This window comes from Serratia montpellierensis, from assembly GCF_020858655.1.
Lineage (GTDB): Bacteria > Pseudomonadota > Gammaproteobacteria > Enterobacterales > Enterobacteriaceae > Serratia > Serratia montpellierensis.
On the sequence record NZ_VOSN01000018.1, the window covers coordinates 99,011 to 125,625 of the forward strand.

Here is a 26,615-nt window from a genome sequence, read left to right on the forward strand (position 1 = left end):
CATGAGTATAGATAAACCCTCTGGCTCGATTAATAAACACCACCGTGCGCTCTTTATGCTACCTTTAACTTTGCCTGCCTTTGGCAGAGTGAACGTTAAAGGTTTAGGCAGGCAGGCTATTCAATTAGCGCTGGCATTAACGCTCCTCATGTTTTCAGGAAATGCGATGGCAAATAATCGGGAACCTCATCAAATAGCGTTAGTCGGCACCTGGACCCATATTCCGGATGCGCCTGCGGTGCAGAAACCGGCGCACCCCAGTGAAGGGCTCTATCGTCTGAGGGTAAATGGCGACGGCACGTTAACGTTGCTCAATGTGATTAAGATGAAAAGCCCGTCATGGGTCGTAACATCCCGCGATGGCCGTTTCGCCTATGTCACCAATGAAGAGGATGCGGGAACGGTCACTGCGTTGGCGATAGACAAAGACGGCAGCCTGCGGGTGCTGAATACGGTGATCAGCGCGGGTCGGCAGCCGACGCATGCCACACTCAGCCCGGACGGCAAGTTTCTGTTTGTCGCCAACTACTCCGTTGCTAAAGGCGGCGCGGGGGTGACGGTATTGCCGATTCGCAGCGACGGCAAACTGGGTGAACGCGTGCAGCATTACCCGTTTATACCCGGCTCCGGCATCGTGCAGGGGCGCCAGGAAGGCGGGCATGCGCACTCCACCACCTTCAGCCGCGATGGCCAATACCTGTACGCGGCGGATCTCGGCGGCGATAAGCTGCACGCCTACCGTTATCGCCCGGATAACGCGCAGCCGCTGCAGGCGGATGCTTCGCGCGATGTTGGCTTTGCGCCCGGCACCGGTCCACGGCACATGGTGTTCTCGCCAGAAGGCGAATATGCGTATGTCATCACTGAAATGGCGGGTGAGATCGAGGCGTTTGCCGTTAACGACAATCGATTGACTCTGAGAGGGAAAGTGAAACTGAACGGCGGCCTCGATTCGGCGGAGGCGAAAAGCGGTGGGGCCATTATCCTGAGCCCGAGCGGCAGATATCTTATTGCCACCCATCGCGGTACCGATAACCACCTGCTGGTATTAAAAATAGGTAGGGACGGTCTGCCAGGCGTGCCTACGCGTTATGAGGCCGGCGGCATTGAGCCGCGTGCGCTCGCTTTCGATGGCGGCGGCCGCTACCTCTATGTCACGAATGTGTTCACCAACACCGTTATGCTGTTCGATTTCGATGATGAGAAGGGCGAATTGCAGGCCAGAGGTGAAGCGGCGGCGATTTCAACGCCGACGGATATTAAGTTTTTTAATTAGTGCCCATCATAAGGCGCGGGAGAAACCGGGTCTGAACAGGGGAAAAGGGGAATTGCGGGTGCAGATGATGGGGAATGGCTTGATGAGAAAGAATGGTGTCCCCGACTGGAATCGAACCAGTAACTAGCCCTTAGGAGGGGCTTGTTATATCCGTTTAACTACGGGGACGCTGCGGACCGGCAACCGAAGCTGCCGGGGCATTATACCTTTTTTTACCCGCAGAATAAGCGCTTAGCGGCGCGTTTGCTCAATACCTCGCCAGTTCGCGCCGAAATTTCCTCGGCTAACCGACGGCGATCACGGTTTTTCCCCGCCGTGGCGCCGTTTTTCCTCTTGCCGGTGCGCCGCCCGGTTTTTGGCGCTCAAATCGTTGCGGATCTGCGCGTGGCTGATCAGCGCAAAGATAAAGGTACCGCCGATGATGTTGCCCGCCAGCGTCGGCAGGGCGAAAGGATAAAAGAATTCCTGCCACCCAATCGCGCCGTTGAACACCAGATACAGGATCTCTACCGAACCGACCACGATATGGGTCAGATCGCAAATCGCCACCAGGTAGGTCATCAGCACGATCACCCAGATTTTTGCCGCGCCGGCGGCCGGGATCATCCACACCATGGTGGCGATGATCCAGCCGGCCAGGATGCCGTTGGCGAACATTTCGCCCGGCGTATGGCGTATGACCTCTTCGCCCAGGCTGATGAAGGCGCGGCGCGTTTCGGCGTCAAACAGCGGCATATGGGTAAACGCCAGCGCGGCCAGCCCGGTGCCGATCAGGTTACCGAGCAGCACCACGCCCCACAGGCGAAGCAGGATCAGCAGATTGCGCGGCGTGGGTTTATGCATGATAGGCAATACCGCCGTGACGGTGTTTTCGGTAAACAGCTGCTGGCGCGCCATGATGACAATGATGAAACCGAAGGTGTAGCCGAGGTTCTCGATGAAAAAACGGCTGGGATCGTCCGGCAGGCGGGCGTGGAAAATGCCTTTCGCCGCCAGCGAGGCACCCATCGACAGCCCGGCGGCGATCGCCGACCACAGCAGCGCCAGCCCGTCGCGCTCCAGCTCTTTTTCGCCTTCCATCCGGATCTGTTCATGCACCGCCGCCGCGCGCGACGGCAGATTCTCTTCCCTGACTTCGATTTCGCGTTTGCCCTGTTCCTGTTCCTCGCTCTCTACTTGCATCGTCTCATCCTGCTCGTGATCCTGGTGCTGCTGTTCGTTCATGCTGTCGCTCCTGCTTAATAAGGGTGAGGTCACGTCATTAAGCGTAGTTGCCCGGCCTAAATGCGGCGAAATACAGAAAAAGGTAACAAGAGTTAAAATCCGCCGATTTTTTCCACGCATTCTTGATCCTGCTCGCCATATTGGCCCCCCGGCGCGCCCGCCGCGGGCTGCGTGTGGGGAAAGGCTTATGCTATGATTCGCTATCCCAAAGAAAAATATGAGTTCCCCGATGCTGGAAGCCAAAAGTCTGAGTTGCGTGCGCGATGAGCGCATCCTGTTTAGCGAGCTAAGCTTTTCAGTTCAGCCGGGCGATATCATTCAGGTAGAAGGGCCGAACGGTGCGGGCAAGACCAGTTTGCTGCGCATTCTCGCCGGCCTGGCGCGGCCGGACGGCGGCGAGGTGTCCTGGCACGGGCGCAACACGCTGCGCGATCGTGCGGGTTACCAGCAAGATTTGTTGTTTATCGGCCATCAGCCCGGCATCAAAGCCGTATTGACGCCCTTCGAAAATCTGCAGTTTTATCAAGCGGTGCGCGGTACAACCGATCATCCGGCCATCTGGCGCGCCCTGGAGCAAGTGGGGCTGGTGGGTTACGAAGATCTGCCGGTGGCGCAGCTTTCCGCCGGGCAGCAGCGGCGCGTGGCGCTGGCGCGGCTGTGGCTCAGCGCGGCGCCGCTGTGGATCCTCGATGAGCCGCTGACGGCGATCGACAAACAGGGCGTAGCCGAGTTGATTAGCCTTTTTGAACAACATGCACAGCGAGGCGGCATGGTATTGTTGACCACCCATCAGGATTTGGCCGGCGTCAGCCAAACGGTGGGGAAAGTTCGTTTGGCGGAACATGACGCGGGGAGCCTGTGATGTTTTTGACCCTGGTGCGCCGCGAACTGAAGATCGCCTGCCGTAAAGGTTCGGAGATCGTCAACCCGCTGTGGTTTTTCCTGATTGTGATCACGCTGTTCCCGTTGGGGATTGGCCCGGAGCCGCAGTTGCTGGCGCGCATTGCGCCGGGCATCGTGTGGGTGGCGGCGCTGTTGGCCTCGCTGCTGTCGCTGGAGCGGCTGTTTCGCGACGACTTCCTCGATGGTTCGCTGGAGCAGCTGTTGCTGCTGCCGACGCCGCTGCCGATGACGGTGCTGGGCAAAGTGTGTGCTCACTGGGTCGTGACGGGATTGCCGCTGCTGATCCTGTCGCCGCTGGTGGCGCTGCTGCTGTCGCTCGATATGCCAACCTGGCTGGCGGTGGCGGGGACGCTGCTGCTCGGTACGCCGACGCTGAGCCTGATCGGCGCCATCGGCGTGGGGTTGACCGTCGGCCTGCGCAAAGGGGGCGTGCTGCTCAGCCTGTTGGTGCTGCCGCTGTATATCCCGGTGCTGATCTTTGCCACCGGCGCGATCGACGCTGCCTCGATGGGCATGCCGATCGACGGCTACCTGGCGATACTCGGCGCGATGCTGGCGGGCAGCGTGACATTGGCGCCGTTTGCCACCGCAGCGGCGCTGCGGGTGAGCGTGCACTAGCTAACGTATTGAATGAACCGACGGGGCAAGGCCGACAAGAGCGTACCCCGTAGAAGATTTGCGCCGTTTCGATCGCTCGGAGTGGCCGACGCATAAAAATTACCGTGAGCACTGACGACAATGTGGAAATGGTTACATCAACTGGCGCGGCCTGAACGGCTGTATCACGTCTGCGGCCGCTTTATCCCCTGGCTGGGGCTGGCGGCGGCGGTCTGCCTGCTGCTTGGCTGGGCATGGGGCTTTGGTTTCGCACCGAAGGATTATCAGCAGGGCGACAGCTTCCGCATCATTTATATTCACGTGCCGGCGGCCATGTGGTCGATGGGCATCTATGCCTCGATGGCGGTGGCGGCGTTTATCGGCCTGGTGTGGCAGATGAAAATGTCCGATACCGTGGTGGCGGCGATGGCGCCGATCGGCGCGGTGTTCACCTTTATCGCGCTGGTGACCGGCTCCGCCTGGGGCAAGCCGATGTGGGGCACCTGGTGGGTGTGGGATGCGCGTCTGACCTCCGAGTTGGTGCTGCTGTTCCTCTATATGGGCGTCATCGCGCTGTATAACGCCTTTGAAGACCGCCGCCTGGCGGGCCGCGCCGCCGGAATTCTGGTGCTGGTGGGCGTGGTGAATATCCCGATCATCCATTTCTCCGTCGAATGGTGGAACACGCTGCATCAGGGCTCGACCAATATGCAGCAGTCTATCGCACCCAGCATGCGTACCCCGCTGCGCTGGGCGATCCTCGGTTACCTGCTGCTGTTCGTCACGCTGACGCTGATGCGCCTGCGCAATCTGATCCTGTTCCAGGAGCGCCAGCGCCCGTGGGTCGCCGGGCTGGTGAATAAGGAGCGTCAGTCATGAATGCCGCGTTCGATTCCTGGTCGGCGTTTTTCGCCATGGGCGGTTATGCCTTCTATGTTTGGCTGGCGGTCGCCGCCACGCTGATTTCGCTGTTGGGGCTGGTGGCGCACACCGTCTGGCAGCGGCGGCAGTTGCTCGCCGAGATCGGCCGCCGTCAGGCGCGCGAGCGGCGCATTCGCCATGCGCAACAATCAAAACAAAAATCCGCCGCACCGCGGGAGAAATCATTGTGAATCCACGTCGTAAAAGCCGCCTTTATCTGGCGATCGTTGTGCTGATCGGCATCGCGCTGACCGCGACTCTGATGCTGTACGCGCTGCGCTCCAACATCGATCTGTTCTATACCCCGGGTGAAATCCTGCAGGGCAAGGGCGAAAATCATGAGAAGCCCGAGGTCGGCCAGCGGCTGCGCATCGGCGGCATGGTGATGCCCGGCTCGGTGAAACGCGATCCCAATACGCTGCAGGTCAGCTTCAAGATTTACGACGCGCGCGGCGCGATCGGCGTGACCTACACCGGCATTCTGCCGGACCTGTTCCGCGAAGGGCAGGGCGTGGTAGCGCAGGGCGTGCTGGGCGAGGGCAACGTGGTCAATGCGCGCGAAGTGCTGGCCAAACACGACGAGAAATACACCCCGCCGGAAGTGGCCGACGCGATGAAAGAGAATCACCAAGGGCCGGCGGAAGCGTATAACGCGCCGCAGGCGGAGGGCGCTAAGTCATGATGCCGGAACTGGGCAGTTTTCTGCTGTGCCTGGCGCTGGCGATTGCGCTGCTGCTGAGCATTTACCCGCAGTGGGGCGCGGCGCGGCAGGACAGCCGCATGATGGCGGTGGCCCGCCCGCTGACCTACGGCATGTTCGCCGCGATTGCGCTGGCGTTCCTGTGCCTGGTGCATGCCTTCGTGGTCAACGACTTTACCGTCGCCTACGTGGCCACCAACTCCAATACCCAACTGCCGGTGTATTACCGCATCGCCGCCACCTGGGGGGCGCATGAGGGGTCGCTGCTGCTGTGGGTGCTGCTGCTGAGCTGTTGGTCGCTGGCGGTGGCGTTGTGCAGCCGGGCGATGCCGCAGGATGCGGTGGCGCGGGTGCTGTCGGTGATGGGCATGATTACCGCCGGTTTCCTGCTGTTCATCATCATGACCTCCAACCCGTTCACCCGCACGCTGCCGAATTTCCCGATCGACGGCAGCGATCTCAACCCGCTGTTGCAGGATATCGGCCTGATCTTCCACCCGCCGCTGCTGTATATGGGCTACGTCGGCTTCTCGGTCGCCTTTGCGTTCGCCATTGCCTCGCTGATGGCCGGCCGGCTCGACACCGCCTGGGCGCGCTGGTCACGCCCGTGGACCACCGCCGCCTGGGTGTTCCTCACGCTCGGCATCGTGCTCGGATCGGCCTGGGCCTACTATGAGTTAGGCTGGGGCGGTTGGTGGTTCTGGGATCCGGTAGAAAACGCCTCCTTTATGCCGTGGTTGGCCGGCACCGCGCTGATGCATTCGCTGGCGGTGACCGAGAAACGCGGCACGTTCAAAGCCTGGACGGTGCTGCTGGCGATCACCGCCTTCTCGCTGTGCCTGCTCGGCACCTTCCTGGTGCGCTCCGGCGTGCTGGTCTCGGTGCACTCCTTCGCCTCCGATCCGGCGCGCGGCATGTTTATTCTCGCCTATCTGGTGATCGTGATCGGCGGTTCGCTGCTGCTGTACGCGGTCAAGGGCGGCCAGGTGCGCAGCCGGGTGCAGCACGAAACCTTCTCGCGCGAGACCTTCCTGCTCGGCAACAACGTGTTGCTGATCGCCGCCATGCTGGTGGTGCTGTTGGGCACGCTGCTGCCGCTGGTGCACAAACAGCTGGGGCTGGGCAGCATCTCGATCGGCGAGCCGTTCTTCAATACCATGTTCACCTGGCTGATGGCGCCGCTGGCGCTGCTGTTGGGCATCGGGCCGCTGGTGCGCTGGCGCCGCGATGAGCCGAGCAAGCTGTGGCGGCGCCTCGGCGTGGCGCTGCTGGCGACGCTGGTGCTGTCGATTCTGCTGCCGTGGTTGCTGCAGGACAGCATCGCCGGCATGACGGTGGTGGGCCTGATCATGGCGCTGTGGGTGATCATCCTGACGCTGATGGAGTTGCATGAGCGCGCCACCCACCGGCACGGCTTCTGGCGCGGCCTGCGACAGCTGTCCCGCAGCCACTGGGGCATGGTGCTCGGCCACCTCGGCGTGGCGGTGACGGTGATCGGCATCGCCTTCAGCCAGAACTACAGCGTGGAGCGCGACGTGCGGATGAAGGCCGGCGACAGCGTGGATATCCACAACTATCATTTCGTGTTCCGCGACGTGCACGACATCCGCGGCCCGAACTACAGCGGCGGCGTCGGCATCATCGACGTCACGCGCAACGGCAAGCCGGAGGCGACGCTGCACGCGGAGAAACGCTACTACAGCGTGGCGCGCAGCATGATGACCGAAGCGGCGATCGACGGCGGTTTCAGCCGCGATCTGTACGCGGCGCTGGGCGAGGAGCTGGAGGACGGCTCCTGGGCGGTGCGCCTGTATTACAAACCCTTCGTGCGCTGGATTTGGTTCGGCGGCGTCTTTATGGCGATCGGCGGCCTGCTGTGCATCCTCGATCCGCGTTACCGCATGAGCAAAAAACTCAAGCGCGAAGGCAAGCTGGAGGCGCAACCATGAAGCGTAAACTGCTGTTTATCCCGTTGGTCCTCTTCCTGCTGCTGGTGGCGGCGCTGATGGTGCAACTGACGCGCAACGCCGGCGGCGAAGATCCGACCATGCTGGAGTCGGCGCTGATCGGCAAACCGGTGCCGACCTTCAGGCTGGAATCGCTGGATCAGCCCGGCAAAACCTACGATCAGGCGGTGCTGCGCGACGGCAAGCCGATCTTGCTCAACGTCTGGGCCACCTGGTGCCCGACCTGCCGCGCGGAACACCAGTATCTCAATACGCTGGCGGCGCGCGGCGTGCGGGTGGTTGGCCTGAACTATAAAGACGATCGCGCCAAGGCGGTGACCTGGCTCAATTCCCTCGGCAATCCCTATGCCCTCAGCCTGTACGACGGCGACGGCATGCTGGGGTTGGATCTCGGGGTGTACGGCGCGCCCGAGACCTTCCTTATCGACGGCCAGGGGATTATCCGCTATCGCCACGCCGGCGACATGAATGAGCGGGTCTGGCAGCAGGAAGTGCTGCCGCTGTATAAAAAGTACGGGGGTGAGGCATGAGGCTGATTGTCCTGCTGTGCGCCGCGCTGCTGAGCTGGAGCGCCGCCGCGGCGATCGATACCTATCGCTTCAACTCCGTCGAGCAGGAGCAGCAGTATCGCGAGTTGACCGAACAGCTGCGCTGCCCGAAATGCCAAAACAACAGCATTGCCGATTCCAACGCCATCATCGCCGCCGACATGCGCACCAAGGTGTACGAGCTGATGATGCAGGGGCAAAGCAAGCAGCAGATCATCGATTACATGGTGGCGCGTTACGGCAACTTCGTCACCTACGAGCCGCCGGTAACGCCGGCGACGCTGATCTTGTGGATCGGCCCGCTGCTGTTCGTGCTGATCGGCGGGGCGGTGGTGATCCTGCGCACCCGTCGGCGGCCCGATGCGGCGGCGGATGATGAATTCTCCGAACGGGAACGGCAGCGCCTGGCGGCGCTGTTGCAAGAGACTGACAGGAAGAAACCCTAATGGCTTTTTGGCTGATTATTTGCGTGTTGCTGGCCGGCGCCGCCGCGTTGCTGGTGGTGCCGGCGATGCGCCACGGCAAGCAGAGCGCCGCCACGCGCGATGCGTTGAACAAGGCTTTTTATCAGGATCGCCTCAGCGAGCTGGAGCAGGACGAGCAACAAGGCGTGGTGGCCGAGCGCCCCGAGCTGGTGAAAGAGCTGCAACAGAACCTGCTGAACGACATTCCCGTCGAGCAGGCGGCGCAGGCGAAGCCGATCAACCGCTGGGCGCTGGTGCCGGGCGTGCTGTTATTGCTGGCGGTGACCGTTGGCTTTTATCTGAAAACCGGCGGGTTGGCGCAGGTGCTGGATTGGCGTCTGGTGCAGGCGCAAATGCCGGAATTGCGCGAGCGCGTCGCCAATGAGCGCGCCAAACCGCTGAGCATGGAAGAGATCGCCCGTCTCGGGCTGGGGCTGCGTACCGCGCTGCAGCAGGACGATCGCAATATCAACGACTGGATGATGCTGGGGCGCGTCGGCATGGCGTTGAACAATGCCACTACCGCCACGCAGGCGTTTGCTCATGCTTATCAATTGGATCCGAATAGTCTGGAAGTGCGGCTCGGCTATGCCGAGGTCTTGACGCGCTCCAACGATCCGGAGGATAACAAGCAGGCGACGCAGCTGTTGCGGCGCATGATCGCGGAAAATCACGGCGATCCGCGGGTGCTGAGCCTGCTGGCGTTCAATGCCTTCGAACAGGGCGATTTCAAGCAGGCGATCGGCGCCTGGCAGGTGATGTTGCAACTGTTGCCGGCCAACGATCCGCGTGCGGAAGTGATAAAGCGCAGCATTGCACAAGCAAAAGCCCAGGCCGGCGGAGAAACTGTTAAACTCAATGTGACCGTTTCGCTGTCACCGCAGGCGGCGAAAGCCCTGCCGCCGCAGGGGACGCTGGTCATCTCGGTCACCGACGGCGCCAGCCCGGTGCCGGTGGCGGTAAAACAATTGCCGCTGAGCCGTTTTCCGCTGTCTTTCTCGCTGGATGACAGCAACGCCATGATGCCCGAGCGTTTACTCTCGGCACAGCATCAGGTGCAGGTGCGTGTGCGCCTCTCACAGGACGGATTGGCCACGCCGCAGCCGGGGGACTGGTTCGGCGAAAGCTCGCTGCAGACATTCAGCGGTAAAGAGCAGGTTAGCGTTCAGATAAACAAGCAGGTCGCTGAAAAATAAGACCGAACGTGTTTTTATGGAGAAAAATATGAACTTTCGCCTGACTGGGGTGGCATTCGCAACGGTATTACTGGTGGGCTGTGCCAGCGCGCCAGACAATGATCCGCAAGGGCGTTCCGATCCTCTGGAAGGATTTAACCGGACGATGTTCGATTTCAACTACAACGTCCTGGATCCTTATATCCTGCGCCCGGTCGCGGTGGCCTGGCGCGACTACGTGCCGATGCCGGCGCGTAACGGCATCAGCAACTTCACCTCCAACCTGGAAGAGCCGGCCAGCATGGTCAACGCCTTCCTGAAGGGCGATCCTTACCGCGGGATGATCCACTTTAACCGTTTCTTCCTGAACACCCTGCTCGGGATGGGCGGCCTAATCGACGTGGCCGGCATGGCCAACCCGAAACTGGCGCGCGAAGAACCGAATCGCTTCGGCAGCACATTGGGGCATTACGATGTGGGTTACGGCCCGTACGTGATGCTGCCGGGCTACGGCAGCTTTACCCTGCGTGAAGACGGCGGCGACTTTGCGGATACGCTGTATCCGATGCTGAGTTACCTGACCTTCTGGATGTCGGCGGGCAAATGGGTGGTCGAGGGTATCGAAACCCGCGCTCAGCTGCTGGATTCCGACGGCCTGCTGCGCAACTCGTCCGATCCTTATGTCATGGTGCGCGAGGCCTACTTCCAGCGCCACGATTTCATCGCCAACGGCGGCTCGCTCAAGCCGGAAGAGAATCCGAACGCCAAGGCGATTCAGGGGGAATTGGACGAGATCGACTCGCAGTAATCACAGGCGTTATGCCAATGAAAACCCGCCGTCAGGCGGGTTTTTTTATGTCGGTGGCAAACGGTAGGCAAAGAAAAAGCGCCCCGAGGGGCGCTTTGGCTTCTTTCTCAAGCGAGATTAGAAGCGGTAGTTGAAGTTGGCACCGTACAGCCAGGCCTTGCCCACCGAGTTGAAGGTGTAAGGGCCTTCGTTGATGGTGACTTTCTGGCCGTGCATGTAGGACACACCGACGTCGACCGACGCGTCTTTGTTGAACGCGTAAGAGGTACCTGCGCTGACCCAGAAGCGGTCCTGATCAGGAATGGAGATAGAGCGGTTCTGTGCCGGCACCGGGCTGTCATCGAAGGCGACACCGCCGCGGAAGGTCCAGTTGTCGTCGTAGAAGTAAGTGGTACCCAGCGCAATGCGGTAGGCATCGCGGAAGCCTTCATGCTTCTGGAACAGGGTCTGGCCGTTGCTGCCGGTGGCTCTCAGCTCCTGGAACTGACTCCAGCTGGTGTACGCCAGGCTGTAGTGGATGGCCCACTGCGGCGCCACTTTGTTGTAGCCGGACAGTTCCCACATTTCCGGCAGGTTCAGATCCAGAGAGCCCGGGATGGTGCTGCCGCTGGTGCCCCACGGCAGACCAACGCCCAGCGCCTGGGTAATTGGGTTGTACTGTGCAGGCAGGCTGCTTTTGTAGTCGCCGTCGAACTTGATTTTCACTTCAGAACGGTAGGTGAAGCCGTAACGGTTGTTTTCGTCCACTTCGTACAGCAGGCCGGCATTCCAACCGAAGCCCCACTTATCGCCTTTCAGGTGAGAAATCTGAGTATCGCCAGGAATTTGAGCGATCATCCCGGCTTGCTGAGGCGTTAATTGACCGGTTTGCAGGCCTTGACCGGCAAGCAGCTTCGGCAATTCGCCGGCGTAGCGTTCCAGTTTGGCTCTGGCGTATACGGCGTCGAAGCCCAGACCGAAGCTGAAGTGTTGATCCAGGCGGTAAGCGCCGCTCAGATTCAGGTTCAGGGTTTCCAGATCGGTTTTGCCGCCATAAGCGCCTGCGGTGTAGCCGTCGTTGAATTCGGTCGCCAGACCGTAGTTGCTGGTGACCGATCCGCCTACGGCGAACTGATCGTTAATCGGGTGAACATAATGCAGGTTCGGCACCCAGGCGGTTGGCGCGATATTTTTCGCATCCAGGCTGGCGCCGGAAGGGGATTTGCCGGTGATGTCTACATCCGGGTCGATAAAGACCGCGCCGATGGAAAGTTCCGGGCGGGTGTACATCATCAACAATGCCGGGTTGCGGCTCGCGGAGGCCGCCGTATCCGCCATGGCGCCTTCGCCAGAATACGAACGTCCTAAACCAGCTGCTGAGAACTCATTCAGCTGGAATCCTGCGGCAGACACGTTTGATGAAATAATTGCCACTGCAGCTGCGAGAGCTGATTTAGTCAATAGGTTTTTCTGGCTCATGACCAAAACCTCATTATGTGTTTATTATTTAAACTATGTTACGCAAGGTAACAAGGAGCGCGGGATTGTAGGGTCCGTTATCATTCAGACAAATCAGACCAGTGGCTGAAGTATAGGTCTGACCTGTGAAAATGTTGCAAGTTTGTTTTTGAAATATTTCCAACCTGATATCAAAAAAGAGATCTGCTTAACAAAAAGCCAGCGGTAAATAACAAAATTCTTACCATTCCTTAGCAGGCGCTCATTTTTATTTGTGATTTCCATCACTTAAAACACACAGTAAAAGTAAGTGCTAGTGATTGCCGGCGCGGAAGCGTAAAATACCTGCAGAATTTTGTGGCTTTGTGCCGGTGAGTAAAACGGCAATTTGGGCTGATAACCGAGGCCCTTGAGGAGAACCAATCATGTCAGATGCAATTAATAAATGCAGCGCCCAGGAAACCGCCGCGTGTTGCTGCGTGGATGTCGGCACCGTGATGGATAACACCGATTGCACCGCGTCCTACAGCCAGGTGTTCAGCAATCAACAAGATGCGGAAGCGATGCTGGCGGCACTGAGCGAAAAGGCGCGCGCGGTAGAATCCGACCCTTGTGACATCAGCAGTAGCATTAAACCGGTTGACGGCGGCGTGCAGTTGGAGGCCGATTTCACCTTCGCCTGCCAGGCGGAAACCCTGATCTTCCAGCTCGGCCTGCGTTAATCCCCGCTTTACCCCCGGCGCCGCCTGCCGCGCGCCGGGGATTGCCTTCCCTACGTCGCCCCCCGATAGAAAGTGCGCCTGCTCGCAGTTTTGATCTCTGCCGGTTTGCCAAATGTAACCGTTTGGTTAACAATGACCTCATCAGGTCAGACCTCTTTCTGCCCATTGCGCTGACGTTATTTTCTTCAGGAGCATTTATGAGTAAGGCACTGCCGTTGGTGACCCGTCATGGTGACCGCATTGCGATTGTGAATGGACTGCGTACCCCCTTTGCCAAACAGGCGACTGCCTATCACGGCATTCCGGCGGTGGATTTAGGGAAAACGGCGGTGAGCGAGCTGTTGGCGCGTAGCGGCATCGATCCGCAGCTTATCGAGCAGCTGGTGTTCGGCCAGGTGGTGCAAATGCCCGAGGCGCCGAACATCGCGCGTGAAATCGTGCTCGGCACCGGCATGAGCGTCCATACTGACGCCTACAGCGTGTCGCGCGCCTGTGCCACCAGCTTCCAGGCAATCGCCAACGTGGCGGAGAGCATCATGGCCGGTAGCATCAGCGTCGGCATCGCCGGCGGGGCGGACTCGTCTTCCGTCTTGCCGATCGGCGTCAGCAAGGCGCTGGCACGCACGCTGGTGGACGTCAACAAGGCGCGTACGCTGTCGCAGCGTCTCAAACTGTTCAGCCGGCTGAAATTCCGCGATCTGATGCCGGTGCCACCGGCGGTGGCGGAGTATTCCACCGGCTTGCGCATGGGCGATACCGCCGAACAGATGGCGAAAAGCCACGGCATCACCCGTGAAGCGCAGGATGCGCTGGCGCACCGTTCGCATGAGCTGGCGGCCAAGGCCTGGCAGGAGGGGTGGCTGCGCGATGAGGTGATGACCGCCTACGTACCACCGTACCGTGCACAGCTTTCTGAAGACAACAACATCCGCAAAGACTCCAGCCTGGCGTCCTACGCCAAGCTGAAACCGGCGTTCGATCGCAAGCACGGCAGCGTCACCGCGGCCAACAGCACGCCGTTGACCGACGGCGCGGCGGCGGTATTGATGATGAGCGAGTCGCGCGCCAAAGAGCTGGGGCTGCAGCCGCTGGGCTATTTGCGCAGCTTTGCCTTCGCCGCCATCGACGTGTGGGAAGACATGCTGCTGGGGCCTTCCTACGCTACGCCGCTGGCGCTGGATCGCGCCGGCATCGGTCTGGCCGATCTGACGCTCATCGACATGCATGAAGCCTTCGCCGCGCAAACGCTGGCCAACCTGAAGATGTTCGCCAGCGAAGAGTTCGCCCGCGAGAAGCTTGGCCGCAGCCAGGCGATCGGCGAGGTGGACATGGCAAAATTCAACGTCCTGGGCGGTTCCATCGCCTATGGCCACCCGTTTGCCGCCACCGGCGCGCGCATGATCACCCAGACGCTGCGTGAGCTGAAACGCCGCGGTGGCGGGCTGGGCCTGACCACCGCCTGCGCCGCCGGCGGGTTAGGGGCCGCGATGATCGTGGAGGTGGAATGATGAGTGCCGAAAACGCATTGCACGAACAGCGTGCCAAACCGTCGGCCTTTCAGCTGACGATTCGCCCCGACAACATCGGCGTGATCACCATCGACGTACCGGGCGACAAGGTCAATACGCTCAAGGCCGAGTTCGTCGAACAGGTGAACGATGTGCTAATCCGGGCGCAGCAGCATACCGCGCTGGAAGGGCTGGTGATCGTTTCCGGCAAGCCGGACTCGTTTATCGCCGGTGCCGACATCACTATGATTGCCGCCTGCACCAGCGCCAAAGAGGCGGAAACGCTGGCCAAAAAAGGGCAGAGCACGCTGGCGCAGATCGCCGCCTTCCCGGTGCCGGTGGTGGCCGCCATCCATGGCGCCTGCCTCGGCGGCGGCCTGGAATTGGCGCTGGCCTGCCACGGCCGCGTCTGTTCATTGGATGACAAAACCGCGCTCGGTCTGCCGGAAGTGCAACTGGGCCTGCTGCCGGGCTCCGGCGGCACTCAGCGCCTGCCGCGCCTGATCGGCGCCGCCAAGGCGCTGGACATGATTCTGACCGGCAAGCATATTCGCGCCCGCCAGGCGCTGCGCATGGGGCTGGTGGATGACGCCGTGCCGCAGTCGATCCTGTTGCAGACCGCCATTGAGCGGGTGAAGCAGGGCTGGAAGCATCAGCGCGAGCTGCCGTGGCAGGATCGCCTGCTCAACGGCCCGCTGGGCAGAAATCTGCTGTTCAGCATCGTGCGCAAGAAAACGATGGCGAAAACGCACGGCAACTACCCGGCGGCGGAACGCATCATTCAGGTAGTGCGCACCGGGCTGGATCACGGCAGCGCCAGCGGCTATGAGGCTGAAGCGCGCGCCTTTGGCGAACTGGCGATGACGCCGCAGTCGGCGGCGCTGCGCAGTCTGTTCTTCGCCTCCACCGCGCTGAAAAAAGAGCGGGGCGGCAATGCCAAGCCGCATGCCCTGCACCGCGTCGGCATTCTCGGCGGCGGCCTGATGGGCGGCGGCATCGCCTGCGTCACCGCCACGCGCGGCGGTTTGCCGGTTCGTATCAAAGATATTAATGAAACCGGCATCAATCACGCGCTGAAATACAGCTGGGACGTGCTTGGCAAACGGGTACGCAGCAAGCGCATGCGCCCGGCGGAACGGCAAAAACAGATGATGCTGATCTCCGGCTCTACCGATTACACCGGCTTTGAGCAGGTGGATATCGTGGTCGAGGCGGTGTTTGAGGATCTGGCGCTGAAGCAGAAGATGGTGGCCGAGGTCGAAGCGAACTGTGCGCCGCATACCGTGTTTGCCTCCAATACTTCCTCGTTGCCTATCGGTCACATCGCCGAAAAAGCCCAGCGGCCGCAGCAGGTGATCGGCCTGCACTACTTTAGCCCGGTGGACAAGATGCCGCTGGTGGAAGTGATCCCGCACGCCGGCACCAGCGAAGAGACCATCGCCACCACCGTGGCGCTGGCGCACAAGCAGGGCAAGACCGCCATCGTGGTGGGCGACAGCGCCGGTTTTTATGTCAACCGCATCCTGGCGCCGTACATCAACGAAGCGGCCCGTTGCCTGCTGGAAGGCGAGCCGATGGAGTCGCTGGACAAGGCGCTGGTGGACTTCGGTTTCCCGGTCGGCCCGATCACCCTACTGGATGAAGTGGGCATCGACGTCGGCACCAAAATCATCCCGGTACTGGTCGAGGCGCTGGGGCCGCGCTTCGCCGCGCCGGCCGCGTTCGATGCGGTGCTGAAAGACGGGCGCAAAGGGCGTAAGAACGGCCGCGGCTTCTATCTCTACCCGAGTGAAGGCCAGCAGCGGCAGCGGCGTAAACGTGCGGATACCTCATTGTATACGTTGCTCGGCGTCACGCCGAAGGCGCACATGCTGCCGGCGACCATCGCCCAGCGTTGCGTGATGATGATGCTGAACGAAGCGGCGCGCTGCCTGGACGAAGGCGTAATCCGCAGCGCGCGCGACGGCGACATCGGCGCGGTGTTCGGCATCGGCTTCCCGCCGTTCCTCGGCGGCCCGTTCCGCTATATGGACGAACTCGGCGCCGAGAAAGTGGTGAAGACGCTGGACTACCTGCGCCAGCAGCACGGCGAGCACTTCGCGCCGTGCGAACGCTTGCAGCGCATGGCGCAGCAGGGCGAGCGCTTTTACCCGCTGGGGAGCTGAGCGCAGGGCGGCCCGATTTGCACTATAGTTGCAACAGGGCCGCGTTGTGATCGCCATCACTCCTTGCAACAGCGTCATCCGGTGAGGCTGTACAGCAAGGCGCAGGCAGCGGTAAGTTAGCTTGACCGCCATCAATAAATTTCATGGCGGTAAGGTTAAAATTTAACCCGTTGAATTGCTTGTTCTGTGAGCAATCGAGGTTTGCCCGGGGAGGGTTGCTGTAAAAAACAGCGTTTTCTTTAGGCAAACTTTCAGGCAAAATGCCCGGCCGCCATAAAGAGACGGCGCGTTATCGTTTTAAAGCTTTGGCTTTGGGTTGTAAAACTCGGCGGTACAGCACGCACGGCGTTTCTGTATAGCGTTACTTTGTCAACAACAGCGGTGCAATATGCAAGTTTTGATTATGCGTCACGGAGAGGCGGCGCTCGAGGCAGCCAGCGATGCGGTAAGGCCCCTTACCCTATGCGGCCGCGATGAGTCCCGTCAGATGGCGGCCTGGTTGAACACCAAGTCTGTGGATATTGAACGCGTGCTGGTCAGCCCTTATCTGCGGGCAGAACAGACGCTGGCGACGGTGCGTGAAGCCTTGACGCTGCCGGAGGGCGAAGAAGTGCTGCCCGAGCTGACGCCGGGCGGCAACGCCGAACAGGTCGGCAGCTATCTGCAGGCGCTGGCGATGCAAGGGGTGAGCTCGGTGCTGATCGTGTCACACCTGCCGCTGGTGGGCTATCTGGTGGCCGAACTGTGCCCGGGTGAGTGCCCGCCGATGTTCGCGACCTCGGCGATTGCCAACGTCGATCTGCCGGCGGACGGCAGCTACGGCAAGTTTGAATGGCAGGTCAGCCCGTCGCAGGTGATGGCCAAAGTGTGAGCCGCGGATGCGGTGCGGAATAAACTCAGGGCGATGTCTGACATCGCCCTGAGTTCGTTTCTGCAGGGTTACTCGGCCAGCTCCACCAACAGCAGGATGGCGGCGTTGCCGCCCCATTCCTTCGGCGCCTGGTGGAACGCCAGCACGTCGGGATGCTGTGCCAGCCACAGCGGGGTTTGCTGTTTGAGAATGTGCTTGCCGTGTCCGTGCATCACGCAGGCGCAGTGCACGTGCTCGCGTTTGCAGGCGGCGATCAGCGCTCCCAGCTCCTGCTTGGCCTGCAGCTGGGTCAGGCCGTGCAAATCGAGAAACAGCTCCGGCGAATAATCGCCGCGTCGCAGCTTCTTCAACTCATACGGGCTGCTGCCGGGGCGCACGTAGCGCGTCGGGCCTTCCTCTTCCAGCTGCGGCTGGTACTCATCTGAAAAATAATAGCTGGCATCGACCTGCTCCTGCAGCAGCCGCTGCGGCGCAATCTGTTTGACCTTGGGCGGGCGGTGGACGATGGTGTCCTGGCGCAGCTTTTTCGCGCCCGCCACCGACTCTCTGAAGAGCTGTTGTTCGTCTTTGCTCAGAGGAGGCTTGTTCTTCATGCTTCATTCACCGGAAATCGTTTATTTCGCTAGTTTACCTTGTGAATGAGCGCTGTCGACGCAAAACTCGGGCCAGAGTGAAAAGCGCGAGGGGCAAGCGTGATTTGTCGCGGGCTTCATGGCAAACTATGCGGCTAAATCATGAAACACAGCGCCTGCCGGAGGGCAAATTGGACAAAATTTTCGTCGACGAAGCAGTGAACGAACTGCACACCATTCAAGATATGCTGCGCTGGACGGTAAGCCGCTTCAACGCTGCCAATATCTACTATGGTCACGGAACCGATAATCCGTGGGACGAAGCGGTGCAATTGGTGCTGCCAAGCCTGTTCCTGCCGTTGGACATTCCGGAGGACATGCACACCGCCCGTCTGACCTCCAGCGAGCGTCATCGCATCGTTGAGCGCGTGATCCGCCGCGTCAACGAACGCATCCCGGTCGCTTACCTGACCAACAAGGCCTGGTTCTGCGGCATGGAATTCTACGTCGACGAGCGCGTGCTGGTGCCGCGTTCGCCGATCGGCGAGTTGATCAACGATCGCTTCAGCGCGCTGATCCCACACCCGCCTCGTCATATCCTCGACATGTGCACCGGCAGCGGATGCATCGCCATCGCCTGCGGCTACGCTTTCCCGGAAGCGGAAGTGGACGCGGTGGACATCTCCAGCGAAGTGCTGGCGGTAACCGAGCGCAATATTCAGGCGCACGGCGTCGAACACCAGGTGATCCCGATCCGTTCCGATCTGTTCCGCGACGTTCCCGCGATCCAGTACGATCTGATCGTCACCAACCCGCCGTACGTCGATGCGGAAGACATGTCCGATCTGCCGCAGGAGTTCCGCTTTGAGCCGGAACTGGGCCTGGCGGCGGGCAGCGACGGCCTGAAGCTGGTGCGCCGCATCCTGGCCTGCGCGCCGGACTACCTGACCGACGACGGCGTGCTGATTTGTGAAGTGGGTAACAGCATGGTACACCTGATGGAACAATATCCGGATATTCCGTTCACCTGGCTGGAGTTCGAAAACGGCGGTGACGGCGTGTTCATGCTGACCAAACAGCAGTTGGTGGATTGCAAGGAACACTTCAGCCTCTATCGCAGCTAAACCGCATTTCCAGGGCCCGCACGGCGGGCCTGATAACGATAAAAGACTAACGGTAAGGAGCCGTGATGGCAGGAAACAGTATTGGGCAGATTTTCCGCGTCACCACCTTCGGTGAATCTCACGGGGTGGCGCTGGGTTGTATCGTCGACGGCGTGCCGCCCGGCATTCCGCTCACCGAAGCCGATTTGCAACACGATCTGGACCGCCGTCGTCCGGGCACCTCGCGTTACACCACCCAGCGTCGTGAACCGGATCAGGTGCGCATTCTCTCCGGCGTATTCGAAGGCGTGACCACCGGCACCAGCATCGGTCTGATCATTGAGAACACCGATCAGCGTTCGCAAGACTACAGCGCCATCAAAGACGTGTTCCGTCCGGGGCATGCAGACTACACCTACGAACAGAAATACGGGCTGCGCGACTATCGCGGCGGCGGCCGTTCTTCGGCGCGTGAAACCGCCATGCGCGTTGCGGCGGGCGCCATCGCCAAGAAATACCTGCAGCAGAAGTTCGGCGTGCAGGTGCGCGGCTATCTGGCGCAGATCGGCGACGTGACCTGTGAGCTGAAAGATTGGGATCAGGTCGAGCAGAACCCGTTCTTCTGCCCGGATCCGGACAAGCTGGAAGCGCTGGACGAACTGATGCGCGCGCTGAAAAAAGAGGGCGACTCCATTGGCGCCAAGGTCAGCGTGATCGCTGAAAACGTGCCGGTTGGCCTGGGCGAGCCGGTGTTTGATCGCCTCGACGCCGATCTGGCGCACGCGCTGATGAGCATCAACGCGGTGAAAGGCGTGGAGATCGGCGACGGATTTGCTGTCGTGACCAAGCGCGGCAGCGAAAACCGCGATGAAATCACCCCGGAAGGCTTCCAAAGCAACCATGCCGGCGGCATTCTCGGCGGTATCAGCAGCGGCCAACCGGTGATCGCGCATCTGGCGCTGAAGCCGACCTCCAGCATTATGGTGCCGGGGCGCACCATCAATCGCCAGGGCGAAGCGGTGGAGATGGTCACCCGCGGTCGCCACGATCCGTGCGTGGGCATCCGCGCCGTGCCGATCGCCGAAGCGATGATGGCAATCGTGTTGATGGATCACCTGCTGCGCCAGCGTGCGCAAAACGGTGATGTGGTTTCCGACGTGCCTCGCTGGTAATCGCCATGAAAAACTGGATGTTGGGCCTGGTGGCCCTGACGGCCTCCGCTTCCGCCATGGCGCTGACGCCGTGGCAGAAAATCGACCATCCGGTGGCCGGCGCGCCACAGGCGGTGGGCGGTTTTGCCAACGGCTGCGTCATTGGCGCCCAGCCGTTGCCGCTGAATTCACCGAACTACCAGGTGATGCGTACCGACCAGCGCCGCTATTTCGGCCACCCGGATCTGCTGGCGTTCATTCAGCGCCTCAGCAGCCAAGCGAACCAGAAAGCGCTGGGCACGGTGCTGATCGGCGACATGGCGATGCCGGCCGGTGGGCGCTTCAGCAGCGGCCACGCCAGCCACCAGTCGGGGCTCGACGTCGACATCTGGCTGCAGTTGCCGCGTCAGCGCTGGAGCGCGCAGCAATTGCTGAAACCACAGCCGATCGACCTGGTGTCAGGGGATGGCAAGCAGGTGGTGGCGAGCCAATGGCAGCCGCAAATTGAGTCGCTGATCAAACTGGCGGCGCAGGACGCGGACGTGACGCGCATCTTCGTCAACCCGGCGATCAAGCAGCGCCTGTGCCTGGACGCCGGCGCCGATCGCGCCTGGTTGCACAAGGTGCGGCCGTGGTTCGGCCACCGTGCGCACATGCACGTGCGCCTGCGTTGTCCGGCCGGCAGCCTGGAGTGCCAGGAGCAGGATACGCCGCCGCCGGGCGACGGTTGCGGCGCCGAACTGGCGAGCTGGTTCGTACCGCATCAGCCTAACGCGAAACCGGGCAAATCCGTGCCGCCGCCGTTACCGCCGACCTGTCAGGCATTGCTGGATCACCATTTCTCAGCGGAATAACACATGGATTGGTTCGTCCTTGGCCCCGAGATGCTCGGGGTGTTGTTTGCGGTAGCGCTGCTGGCGGGGTTTATCGACTCCATTGCCGGCGGCGGTGGGTTGCTGACGGTGCCGGCCCTGCTGGCGGTGGGGGTTCCCCCGGCGCAGGCGCTGGCGACCAATAAACTGCAGTCGGTCGGGGGTTCCTTCTCCGCCAGCCTGTACTTTATTCGTCGGCGTGCGGTGAATCTCAACGACCAGAAGCTGACGATTTTTCTGACGCTGATCGGCTCGATCGCCGGCGCCATTCTGGTGCAGCATATGCGCGCCGATTTGCTGCGGCAGATGCTGCCGCTGCTGGTGATCGGCATCGGCCTCTATTTCTTGCTGATGCCGCGGCTGGGTGAGGAAGATCGTCAACGCCGCCTCGGCGCCTTGCCGTTCGGGCTGGTGGCCGGCGGCTGCGTCGGGTTTTACGACGGTTTCTTCGGCCCCGGCGCCGGATCGTTCTACGCGCTGGCCTATGTGACGCTGTGCGGTTTTAACCTCGCCAAGTCCACGGCGCATGCCAAGGTGCTGAACTTCACCTCCAACGTCGGCGGGTTGGCGCTGTTCATCATCGGCGGCAAGGTGGTGTGGAGCATCGGTCTGGTGATGCTGGTGGGGCAGGTGCTGGGGGCGCGTCTGGGGGCGCACATGGTGCTGACCCGCGGGCAGAAGCTGATTCGGCCGATGATCGTGATCGTTTCACTGGTGATGAGCCTCAAGCTGCTGTACGACAATCACGGCGCGGAAATTCAGCAGTGGTTGACCGCCCTGGTGCACGGTTAAAGAAGGGGCGTTGCTTACGCGCCCTGTCTTATCGGGTATAATGGCCTCTTTATTTTTGTGGTTATAGAGTTTTTATGTCAGACACGCAGACCCGTTATCGCTATGAACAGCTGATCGAGATCTTCAATCAGTGCTTCAGCGATGACTACAACACCCGCCTGGTGAAGGGCGACGACGAACCTATCTACCTGCCGGCCGACGACGAATTGCCGTATCACCGCATCGTGTTCGCCCACGGCTTCTACGCCAGCGGCCTGCATGAAATCTCGCACTGGTGCATCGCCGGCGAAGCGCGTCGCCAACTGGTGGACTTCGGTTACTGGTATTGCCCGGACGGGCGCGACGCGCAAACCCAGAGTGAATTCGAAGCGGTGGAGATCAAACCGCAGGCGCTGGAATGGATGTTCTGCGTGGCGGCCGGTTTCCCGTTCAACGTCAGCTGCGACAACCTGAACGGCGACTGCGAACCGGATCGCATCGCGTTCCAGCGCAAGGTGCGCGCCCGGGTATTGGCGCTGCTGGAGCAGGGAATACCCACACGGCCTGCGCGCTTTATTCAGGCGTTGCAATCGTTCTACAATACGCCACCGTTGGCGGCCGAGCATTTTCCGTATCCGGAAGATCTCAACTGACGCCACAGCCCGTTATTTAATGAGGAAATTTGATGATCGCAGAATTTGAAGCGCGCATTTTGGCGCTGATTGATGACATGGTAGAGCACGCCAGCGATGATGAACTGTTTGCCGGTGGCTACCTGCGCGGTCATTTGACGCTGGCGGTGGCCGAAGCGGAAGAACAGGGCGAGCATACTGCCGAAGCGCTGAAAGCGCGGGTGGAAGAGAGCTTGCACAAGGCAATCGCCGCTGGGGAACTCTCGCCGCCGGATCAGATCCTGGTACGCGGCATGTGGGAAAACCTCTATCAGGCCGCAACGCCTGCTGCCTGACCGCCATGCCGGGGCGCGTCACCGCGCCCCTCATTCATGAATTAAACCGCACGCCCTTTCAGTAACTTCCGCACCCACATCCGATTCGGATTCAACGCCGCCAGCAGGCGCGCGTCGCCCGGCAATGGTTCGCCGAACAGCTGCGCCGCCAGAATTTCCGCCGCCAACGGCGCCGAACACAGGCCACGCGATCCCAACCCACCGATAGCGAACAGGCCGGGATAGACCGGCGCATCGGCGACGGTTTCGCCGCGCTGGTGTTGCCGCTGCAAATCCTGATACTGCGTCAACGTGGCCTGATAGTCCGGCAGCGCGCCGACCATGGGCAGATGATCGCGGGTGGCGCTGCGCACGCCGCAGCGCGCCTGATGAGCGCTGACGTCCACCTGCTGCGGCCAGGCCTGTTCCGGCAGGCAGCGCAGCAGGCGCTCGCGGTTCTCCTGTTGCTCCTGCTCGCGGTAGTCGGTGGCGATGTCGCCGCGCTGGTAGCTGGCGCCGATGCAGTGTTGGCCGTTGTTGGCGTTGATCGGCGTCAGGTAGCCGTCGTAACACAACACCTGTTTCAACTGACCGAGGGCCGGCGAGCTTGGGATATGCGACACCTGCCCGCGCACCGAGTACAGCGGCAGGGCTTCCGTCGGCGCCAGTTCGGCCAACCGGTGGCCGTTGGCCAGGATCACCGTCGCATGGCGGTGGCTTTCACCGTTGGCGAAATCGATGCGCCAGCCGTTTTCTTCACGCGCCAGCGCCAACGCATCGTGCCGGTAGCGGCAAATCAGGCCCTGACGCTGCGCCAGCGCAATCGCGCCGCGCGTCAGCTCGGCCGGGCAGAGCCAGCCGCCCTGCGGGTAGGTGATGCCGCCAAAGCCGGTATCGACGCCGCACAGTTCACTGAGCGTCTCCCGGTCGGCCGCCATCGCCAGCGCCGATGGCCAGTCGGTTTTCAGCATATTGGCGATCTTGGCGCCGCTTTTGTCGTCATAGGCCAACTGGCTGACGCCGCACCACTGGTGATCAAAGACGACGCCTTGTTGCAACAGCGCGTCGTACTGGCGACGGGCGAAGGGAAACGCGGCGCTGAAGAAGCTCTCCAGCGCGTCGCCGCTGCCGTTCAGCAGAGGATAAATCGCCCCCTGGCGATTGCCGGATGCCCCCTCCGCCGCCTGCTCATCGGCGCAGTAGAGCGTGACGGTAGCACCGCGCCGCAGCAAGGCCAGCGCGGTGAGCGCGCTGGCGACGCCGCCGCCGATCAGGGCGATGTCGGCGGTGTTGTCCGCCGCCGGACGTCGATACCAGGGGGCCGGGTGGGGAGCGGGCTGCGCATCGGCCGGGAGCTCGCCGGCGAGCATCTCACGCTTTTGGCCGAAGCCTTTGCAACGGTTGACCTGAAAACCGGCCTGTTGCAAGCCGCGGCGCACAAAGCCGGCGGCGGTAAAGGTGGCGAAGCTACCTCCCGGCCGGGCGAAACGCGCCATGGCGGCGAACAGTTGATCGGTCCACATGTCGGGATTTTTTGCCGGCGCAAAGCCGTCGAGGAACCAGGCATCGACCTGGTTATTCATGCTGGCGTCAAACTGCGGCAGCAGGTCGTTGACGTCGCCGAACCACAGATCGAGCGTAATGCGGCCTTCGGCCAGCAGCAGGCGATGGCAGCCCGACAGCGGCAGCGGCCATTGAGCGCGCAGTTCGTCGGCATAAGGCGCCAGCTCCGGCCAGCGCGCATGCGCCGCCGCCAGATCGGCCTGCTGCAGGGGGAATTTTTCGAAGCTGATAAAGTGCAGGCGTTTCAGCGCGGCGTCCGGCTCGGCCTGGCGGAAGCCGGCGAAGGCCTGCCACAGCGTGAGGAAATTGAGCCCGGTGCCGAATCCGGTTTCCGCCACAACCAACAACGGGCGCGGATGGGTGGCGAAACGCTGCGGCAGTTGGTTGCCCTGCAGGAAGACGTAGCGGGTTTCTTCCAGCCCATCCTGATTGGAAAAATAGACGTCATCAAACTGTTTCGAAACAGGTGTACCCTGTTCGTTCCAGGTTAGCGTTGCGGTTTGGATGGGGGCGTGGTTCACGGTCAATGGCTCGAAATTCAAGGGATGCCGCGAATTCTAACGGCGCTGGCGCCCCGGCGCAAACTGGACAACAATAAAGCTGAAAAACGCTGATCGGACTTGTTCGGCTTACATCTGTACGCTAAAGTGCGATGCAAAATCCCGTAGGTAAATAGTGGAAGAGGTATTGAATGAAACGTGCAGTGATTACTGGCCTGGGAGTTGTCTCCAGCATTGGTAATAACCAGCAGGAGGTCCTGGCAAGCCTGCAGGAAGGACGTTCTGGGATCACTTTCTCCCAGGAACTGAAAGATTCCGGCATGCGTAGTCACGTATGGGGGCAAGTTAAGCTCGACACGACCGGCCTGATCGACCGCAAGGCGGTGCGTTTCATGAGCGATGCTTCCATTTATGCCTTCCTGGCGATGCAAGAAGCGATCGCTTCTTCCGGCCTGAAGGACGAAGAGTATCAAAACAACCCGCGTGTGGGCCTGATTGCCGGTTCCGGCGGTGGTTCTCCGCGCTTCCAGGTATTCGGCGCCGATGCGATGCGCAGCCCGCGCGGCCTGAAAGCGGTTGGCCCGTACGTGGTGACCAAAGCCATGGCTTCCGGCGTTTCCGCCTGCCTGGCAACGCCGTTCAAAATCCACGGCGTAAACTACTCCATCAGCTCCGCTTGCGCGACCTCCGCGCACTGCATCGGCAACGCGGTTGAGCAAATTCAGTTGGGCAAACAGGACATCGTGTTCGCCGGCGGCGGTGAAGAGCTATGCTGGGAAATGGCCTGCGAGTTCGACGCGATGGGCGCGCTGTCCACCAAGTACAACGACACGCCGGAAAAAGCCTCCCGCACCTACGATGCCGATCGTGACGGTTTCGTCATCGCCGGCGGCGGCGGCATGGTGGTGGTTGAAGAACTGGAGCACGCGCTGGCGCGCGGTGCGCACATCTATGCAGAAATCGTTGGCTACGGCGCGACTTCAGACGGTGCCGACATGGTTGCCCCTTCGGGCGAAGGCGCAGTGCGCTGCATGAAGATGGCGATGCAGGATCTGGATGCGCCGATCGACTACATCAACGTGCACGGCACTTCTACTCCGGTGGGCGACGTGAAAGAACTGGGCGCTATTCGCGAAGTGTTCGGCGACAATACCCCGGCTATCTCCTCCACCAAGGCGATGACCGGTCACTCGCTGGGCGCCGCGGGCGTGCAGGAAGCGATCTACAGCCTGCTGATGCTGGAGCACGGCTTTATCGCGCCGAGCATCAACATTGAAACCCTGGATGAGCAGGCGGCCGGCATGAACATCGTGACTCAGCCGACTCAGCGCGAGCTGACCACCGTGATGTCCAACAGCTTCGGCTTCGGCGGCACCAACGCCACCCTGGTGATGCGCAAACTGGCGAAATAATGCCGCCTGAGCTTCATCTCGCCATCAAGCCCGCGTTTTCGCGGGCTTTTTACTGCTCAAAGCCCGCTGGGCGAGCGCTCGGAGTTTTCCCAAATCACATCCCCTGACACATCATTACCTCGCCATTACACGCGTTGGGCATACAATAGCCAGGTAGCGTGATCAGCGCTCGGTGTGGCTTTTTAAAGTGATCGAACATTGAGGCAAGAAGTATGAAAAAGTTAATTGCGGTTGGGTTACTGTCGGCCGTGTTGGCCGGATGCGCCACCGATTCTCCCTGCGTTCCGGTCTACGATGACCAGGGGCGTCTGGTGCACACCAACACCTGCATGAAGGGCACCACTCAGGATAACTGGGAAACCGCGGGCGCGATCGCCGGCGGCGCGGCGGCGGTTGCCGGTCTGACCCTCGGTATCATCGCGCTGACCAAGTGATCGGC

At 61.1% G+C, this 26,615-nt stretch carries 27 protein-coding genes and 1 tRNA gene; 23 read left to right on the forward strand and 5 right to left on the reverse strand.

From position 1 onward, the window contains the following. Position 1 precedes the first annotated feature (1 nt). A complete protein-coding gene (locus tag FUU19_RS18810; RefSeq protein ID WP_230490626.1) occupies positions 2–1,276 on the forward strand; it encodes a lactonase family protein in 1,275 nt (424 codons plus the stop codon). 93 nt (positions 1,277–1,369) lie between these two features. Here FUU19_RS18810 and FUU19_RS18815 read toward each other — a convergent pair. Both FUU19_RS18815 and FUU19_RS18820 read right to left on the reverse strand, forming a co-directional pair. Beyond that, positions 1,370–1,444: transfer RNA gene (locus FUU19_RS18815), tRNA-Arg, on the reverse strand. A 129-nt stretch (positions 1,445–1,573) separates the two neighbouring features. Further along, on the reverse strand, positions 1,574–2,500 hold the full coding sequence (locus FUU19_RS18820) for a formate/nitrite transporter family protein (protein WP_230490627.1): 927 nt from the start codon (positions 2,498–2,500) through the stop codon (positions 1,574–1,576). A 229-nt stretch (positions 2,501–2,729) separates the two neighbouring features. On the opposite strand from FUU19_RS18820, the gene ccmA reads away from it, so the two are divergent. The 10 genes from ccmA to mlaA all read left to right on the forward strand — a co-directional run bounded on the left by ccmA (position 2,730) and on the right by mlaA (position 10,583). Then, on the forward strand, positions 2,730–3,362 hold the full coding sequence (gene ccmA, locus FUU19_RS18825) for a cytochrome c biogenesis heme-transporting ATPase CcmA (RefSeq protein ID WP_141967501.1): 633 nt from the start codon (positions 2,730–2,732) through the stop codon (positions 3,360–3,362). Continuing rightward, on the forward strand, positions 3,362–4,021 hold the full coding sequence (gene ccmB / locus FUU19_RS18830; RefSeq protein ID WP_103682053.1) for a heme exporter protein CcmB: 660 nt from the start codon (positions 3,362–3,364) through the stop codon (positions 4,019–4,021). Before ccmA ends, ccmB begins: the two co-directional genes overlap by 1 nt. Positions 4,022–4,141: 120 nt before the next feature. Then, positions 4,142–4,879 (forward strand): heme ABC transporter permease, encoded by a 738-nt coding sequence (locus FUU19_RS18835; protein ID WP_019453789.1) that lies wholly within the window; start codon positions 4,142–4,144, stop codon positions 4,877–4,879. After that, entirely contained in the window at positions 4,876–5,112 is a 237-nt protein-coding gene (ccmD, locus tag FUU19_RS18840) for a heme exporter protein CcmD (protein ID WP_004936267.1), read from the forward strand. Before FUU19_RS18835 ends, ccmD begins: the two co-directional genes overlap by 4 nt. Then, a complete protein-coding gene (gene ccmE, locus FUU19_RS18845; protein ID WP_046687569.1) occupies positions 5,109–5,603 on the forward strand; it encodes a cytochrome c maturation protein CcmE in 495 nt (164 codons plus the stop codon). The genes ccmD and ccmE overlap by 4 nt, the downstream gene beginning before the upstream one ends. Further along, positions 5,600–7,570, forward strand: coding sequence for a heme lyase CcmF/NrfE family subunit (locus FUU19_RS18850; protein ID WP_039564915.1), 1,971 nt, complete (start codon positions 5,600–5,602; stop codon positions 7,568–7,570). The genes ccmE and FUU19_RS18850 overlap by 4 nt, the downstream gene beginning before the upstream one ends. Continuing rightward, positions 7,567–8,118, forward strand: coding sequence for a DsbE family thiol:disulfide interchange protein (locus tag FUU19_RS18855; RefSeq protein WP_015378623.1), 552 nt, complete (start codon positions 7,567–7,569; stop codon positions 8,116–8,118). The genes FUU19_RS18850 and FUU19_RS18855 overlap by 4 nt, the downstream gene beginning before the upstream one ends. After that, positions 8,115–8,582 (forward strand): cytochrome c-type biogenesis protein, encoded by a 468-nt coding sequence (locus tag FUU19_RS18860; protein WP_197834044.1) that lies wholly within the window; start codon positions 8,115–8,117, stop codon positions 8,580–8,582. Before FUU19_RS18855 ends, FUU19_RS18860 begins: the two co-directional genes overlap by 4 nt. Next, the gene (gene ccmI, locus FUU19_RS18865) at positions 8,582–9,796 is read left to right on the forward strand and encodes a c-type cytochrome biogenesis protein CcmI (RefSeq protein ID WP_202669924.1); all 1,215 of its coding nucleotides are present in this window, start codon (positions 8,582–8,584) and stop codon (positions 9,794–9,796) included. The genes FUU19_RS18860 and ccmI overlap by 1 nt, the downstream gene beginning before the upstream one ends. A gap of 28 nt (positions 9,797–9,824) precedes the next feature. Continuing rightward, entirely contained in the window at positions 9,825–10,583 is a 759-nt protein-coding gene (gene mlaA, locus FUU19_RS18870) for a phospholipid-binding lipoprotein MlaA (RefSeq protein WP_086580243.1), read from the forward strand. A 117-nt stretch (positions 10,584–10,700) separates the two neighbouring features. Here the strand turns inward: mlaA and fadL are convergent, their stop codons facing one another. Further along, positions 10,701–12,041 carry a long-chain fatty acid transporter FadL gene (gene fadL / locus FUU19_RS18875; protein ID WP_087763423.1) on the reverse strand — a complete coding sequence of 447 codons (1,341 nt, stop codon included), beginning with the start codon at positions 12,039–12,041 and terminating at the stop codon, positions 10,701–10,703. Between the two features lie 404 nt (positions 12,042–12,445). Here fadL and FUU19_RS18880 point away from each other — a divergent pair, with 404 nt between their 5' ends. The 4 genes from FUU19_RS18880 to sixA all read left to right on the forward strand — a co-directional run bounded on the left by FUU19_RS18880 (position 12,446) and on the right by sixA (position 17,286). Next, complete coding sequence (locus FUU19_RS18880; RefSeq protein ID WP_072145088.1) at positions 12,446–12,742, forward strand: YfcZ/YiiS family protein; 297 nt, start codon at positions 12,446–12,448, stop codon at positions 12,740–12,742. A 197-nt stretch (positions 12,743–12,939) separates the two neighbouring features. Beyond that, positions 12,940–14,250 (forward strand): acetyl-CoA C-acyltransferase FadI, encoded by a 1,311-nt coding sequence (gene fadI, locus FUU19_RS18885; RefSeq protein ID WP_141967509.1) that lies wholly within the window; start codon positions 12,940–12,942, stop codon positions 14,248–14,250. Next, positions 14,250–16,415, forward strand: coding sequence for a fatty acid oxidation complex subunit alpha FadJ (gene fadJ, locus FUU19_RS18890; protein WP_197825227.1), 2,166 nt, complete (start codon positions 14,250–14,252; stop codon positions 16,413–16,415). Before fadI ends, fadJ begins: the two co-directional genes overlap by 1 nt. Before the next feature lie 388 nt (positions 16,416–16,803). Further along, the gene (gene sixA, locus FUU19_RS18895; protein ID WP_004936230.1) at positions 16,804–17,286 is read left to right on the forward strand and encodes a phosphohistidine phosphatase SixA; all 483 of its coding nucleotides are present in this window, start codon (positions 16,804–16,806) and stop codon (positions 17,284–17,286) included. Between the two features lie 68 nt (positions 17,287–17,354). Here the strand turns inward: sixA and smrB are convergent, their stop codons facing one another. Beyond that, positions 17,355–17,879 (reverse strand): endonuclease SmrB, encoded by a 525-nt coding sequence (gene smrB, locus FUU19_RS18900; RefSeq protein WP_230490628.1) that lies wholly within the window; start codon positions 17,877–17,879, stop codon positions 17,355–17,357. A gap of 170 nt (positions 17,880–18,049) precedes the next feature. Between smrB and prmB the strand changes: the two genes are divergently transcribed. From prmB to FUU19_RS18930, 6 genes are all read left to right on the forward strand, one after another. Beyond that, positions 18,050–18,982 carry a 50S ribosomal protein L3 N(5)-glutamine methyltransferase gene (gene prmB, locus FUU19_RS18905; RefSeq protein ID WP_028127753.1) on the forward strand — a complete coding sequence of 311 codons (933 nt, stop codon included), beginning with the start codon at positions 18,050–18,052 and terminating at the stop codon, positions 18,980–18,982. Positions 18,983–19,047: 65 nt separating this feature from the next. Continuing rightward, a complete protein-coding gene (aroC, locus tag FUU19_RS18910) occupies positions 19,048–20,133 on the forward strand; it encodes a chorismate synthase (RefSeq protein ID WP_004936219.1) in 1,086 nt (361 codons plus the stop codon). Positions 20,134–20,138: 5 nt separating this feature from the next. Further along, entirely contained in the window at positions 20,139–20,966 is an 828-nt protein-coding gene (gene mepA, locus FUU19_RS18915; protein WP_141967511.1) for a penicillin-insensitive murein endopeptidase, read from the forward strand. 3 nt (positions 20,967–20,969) lie between these two features. Next, positions 20,970–21,776 (forward strand): sulfite exporter TauE/SafE family protein, encoded by an 807-nt coding sequence (locus FUU19_RS18920; protein ID WP_141967513.1) that lies wholly within the window; start codon positions 20,970–20,972, stop codon positions 21,774–21,776. Between the two features lie 74 nt (positions 21,777–21,850). Further along, positions 21,851–22,408 (forward strand): elongation factor P hydroxylase, encoded by a 558-nt coding sequence (locus FUU19_RS18925; RefSeq protein WP_202669919.1) that lies wholly within the window; start codon positions 21,851–21,853, stop codon positions 22,406–22,408. A gap of 32 nt (positions 22,409–22,440) precedes the next feature. Beyond that, complete coding sequence (locus FUU19_RS18930; protein WP_016926855.1) at positions 22,441–22,722, forward strand: YfcL family protein; 282 nt, start codon at positions 22,441–22,443, stop codon at positions 22,720–22,722. 41 nt (positions 22,723–22,763) lie between these two features. Here FUU19_RS18930 and mnmC read toward each other — a convergent pair whose 3' ends face one another. After that, positions 22,764–24,785, reverse strand: a complete 2,022-nt coding sequence (mnmC, locus tag FUU19_RS18935; RefSeq protein ID WP_202669918.1) for a bifunctional tRNA (5-methylaminomethyl-2-thiouridine)(34)-methyltransferase MnmC2/FAD-dependent 5-carboxymethylaminomethyl-2-thiouridine(34) oxidoreductase MnmC1 — start codon at positions 24,783–24,785, stop codon at positions 22,764–22,766. 170 nt (positions 24,786–24,955) lie between these two features. Between mnmC and fabB the strand changes: the two genes are divergently transcribed. Continuing rightward, positions 24,956–26,176, forward strand: a complete 1,221-nt coding sequence (gene fabB / locus FUU19_RS18940) for a beta-ketoacyl-ACP synthase I (RefSeq protein ID WP_060447962.1) — start codon at positions 24,956–24,958, stop codon at positions 26,174–26,176. 212 nt (positions 26,177–26,388) lie between these two features. Then, positions 26,389–26,610, forward strand: a complete 222-nt coding sequence (locus FUU19_RS18945) for a putative periplasmic lipoprotein (protein WP_004936201.1) — start codon at positions 26,389–26,391, stop codon at positions 26,608–26,610. The last annotated feature ends 5 nt before the right edge of the window (positions 26,611–26,615 follow it).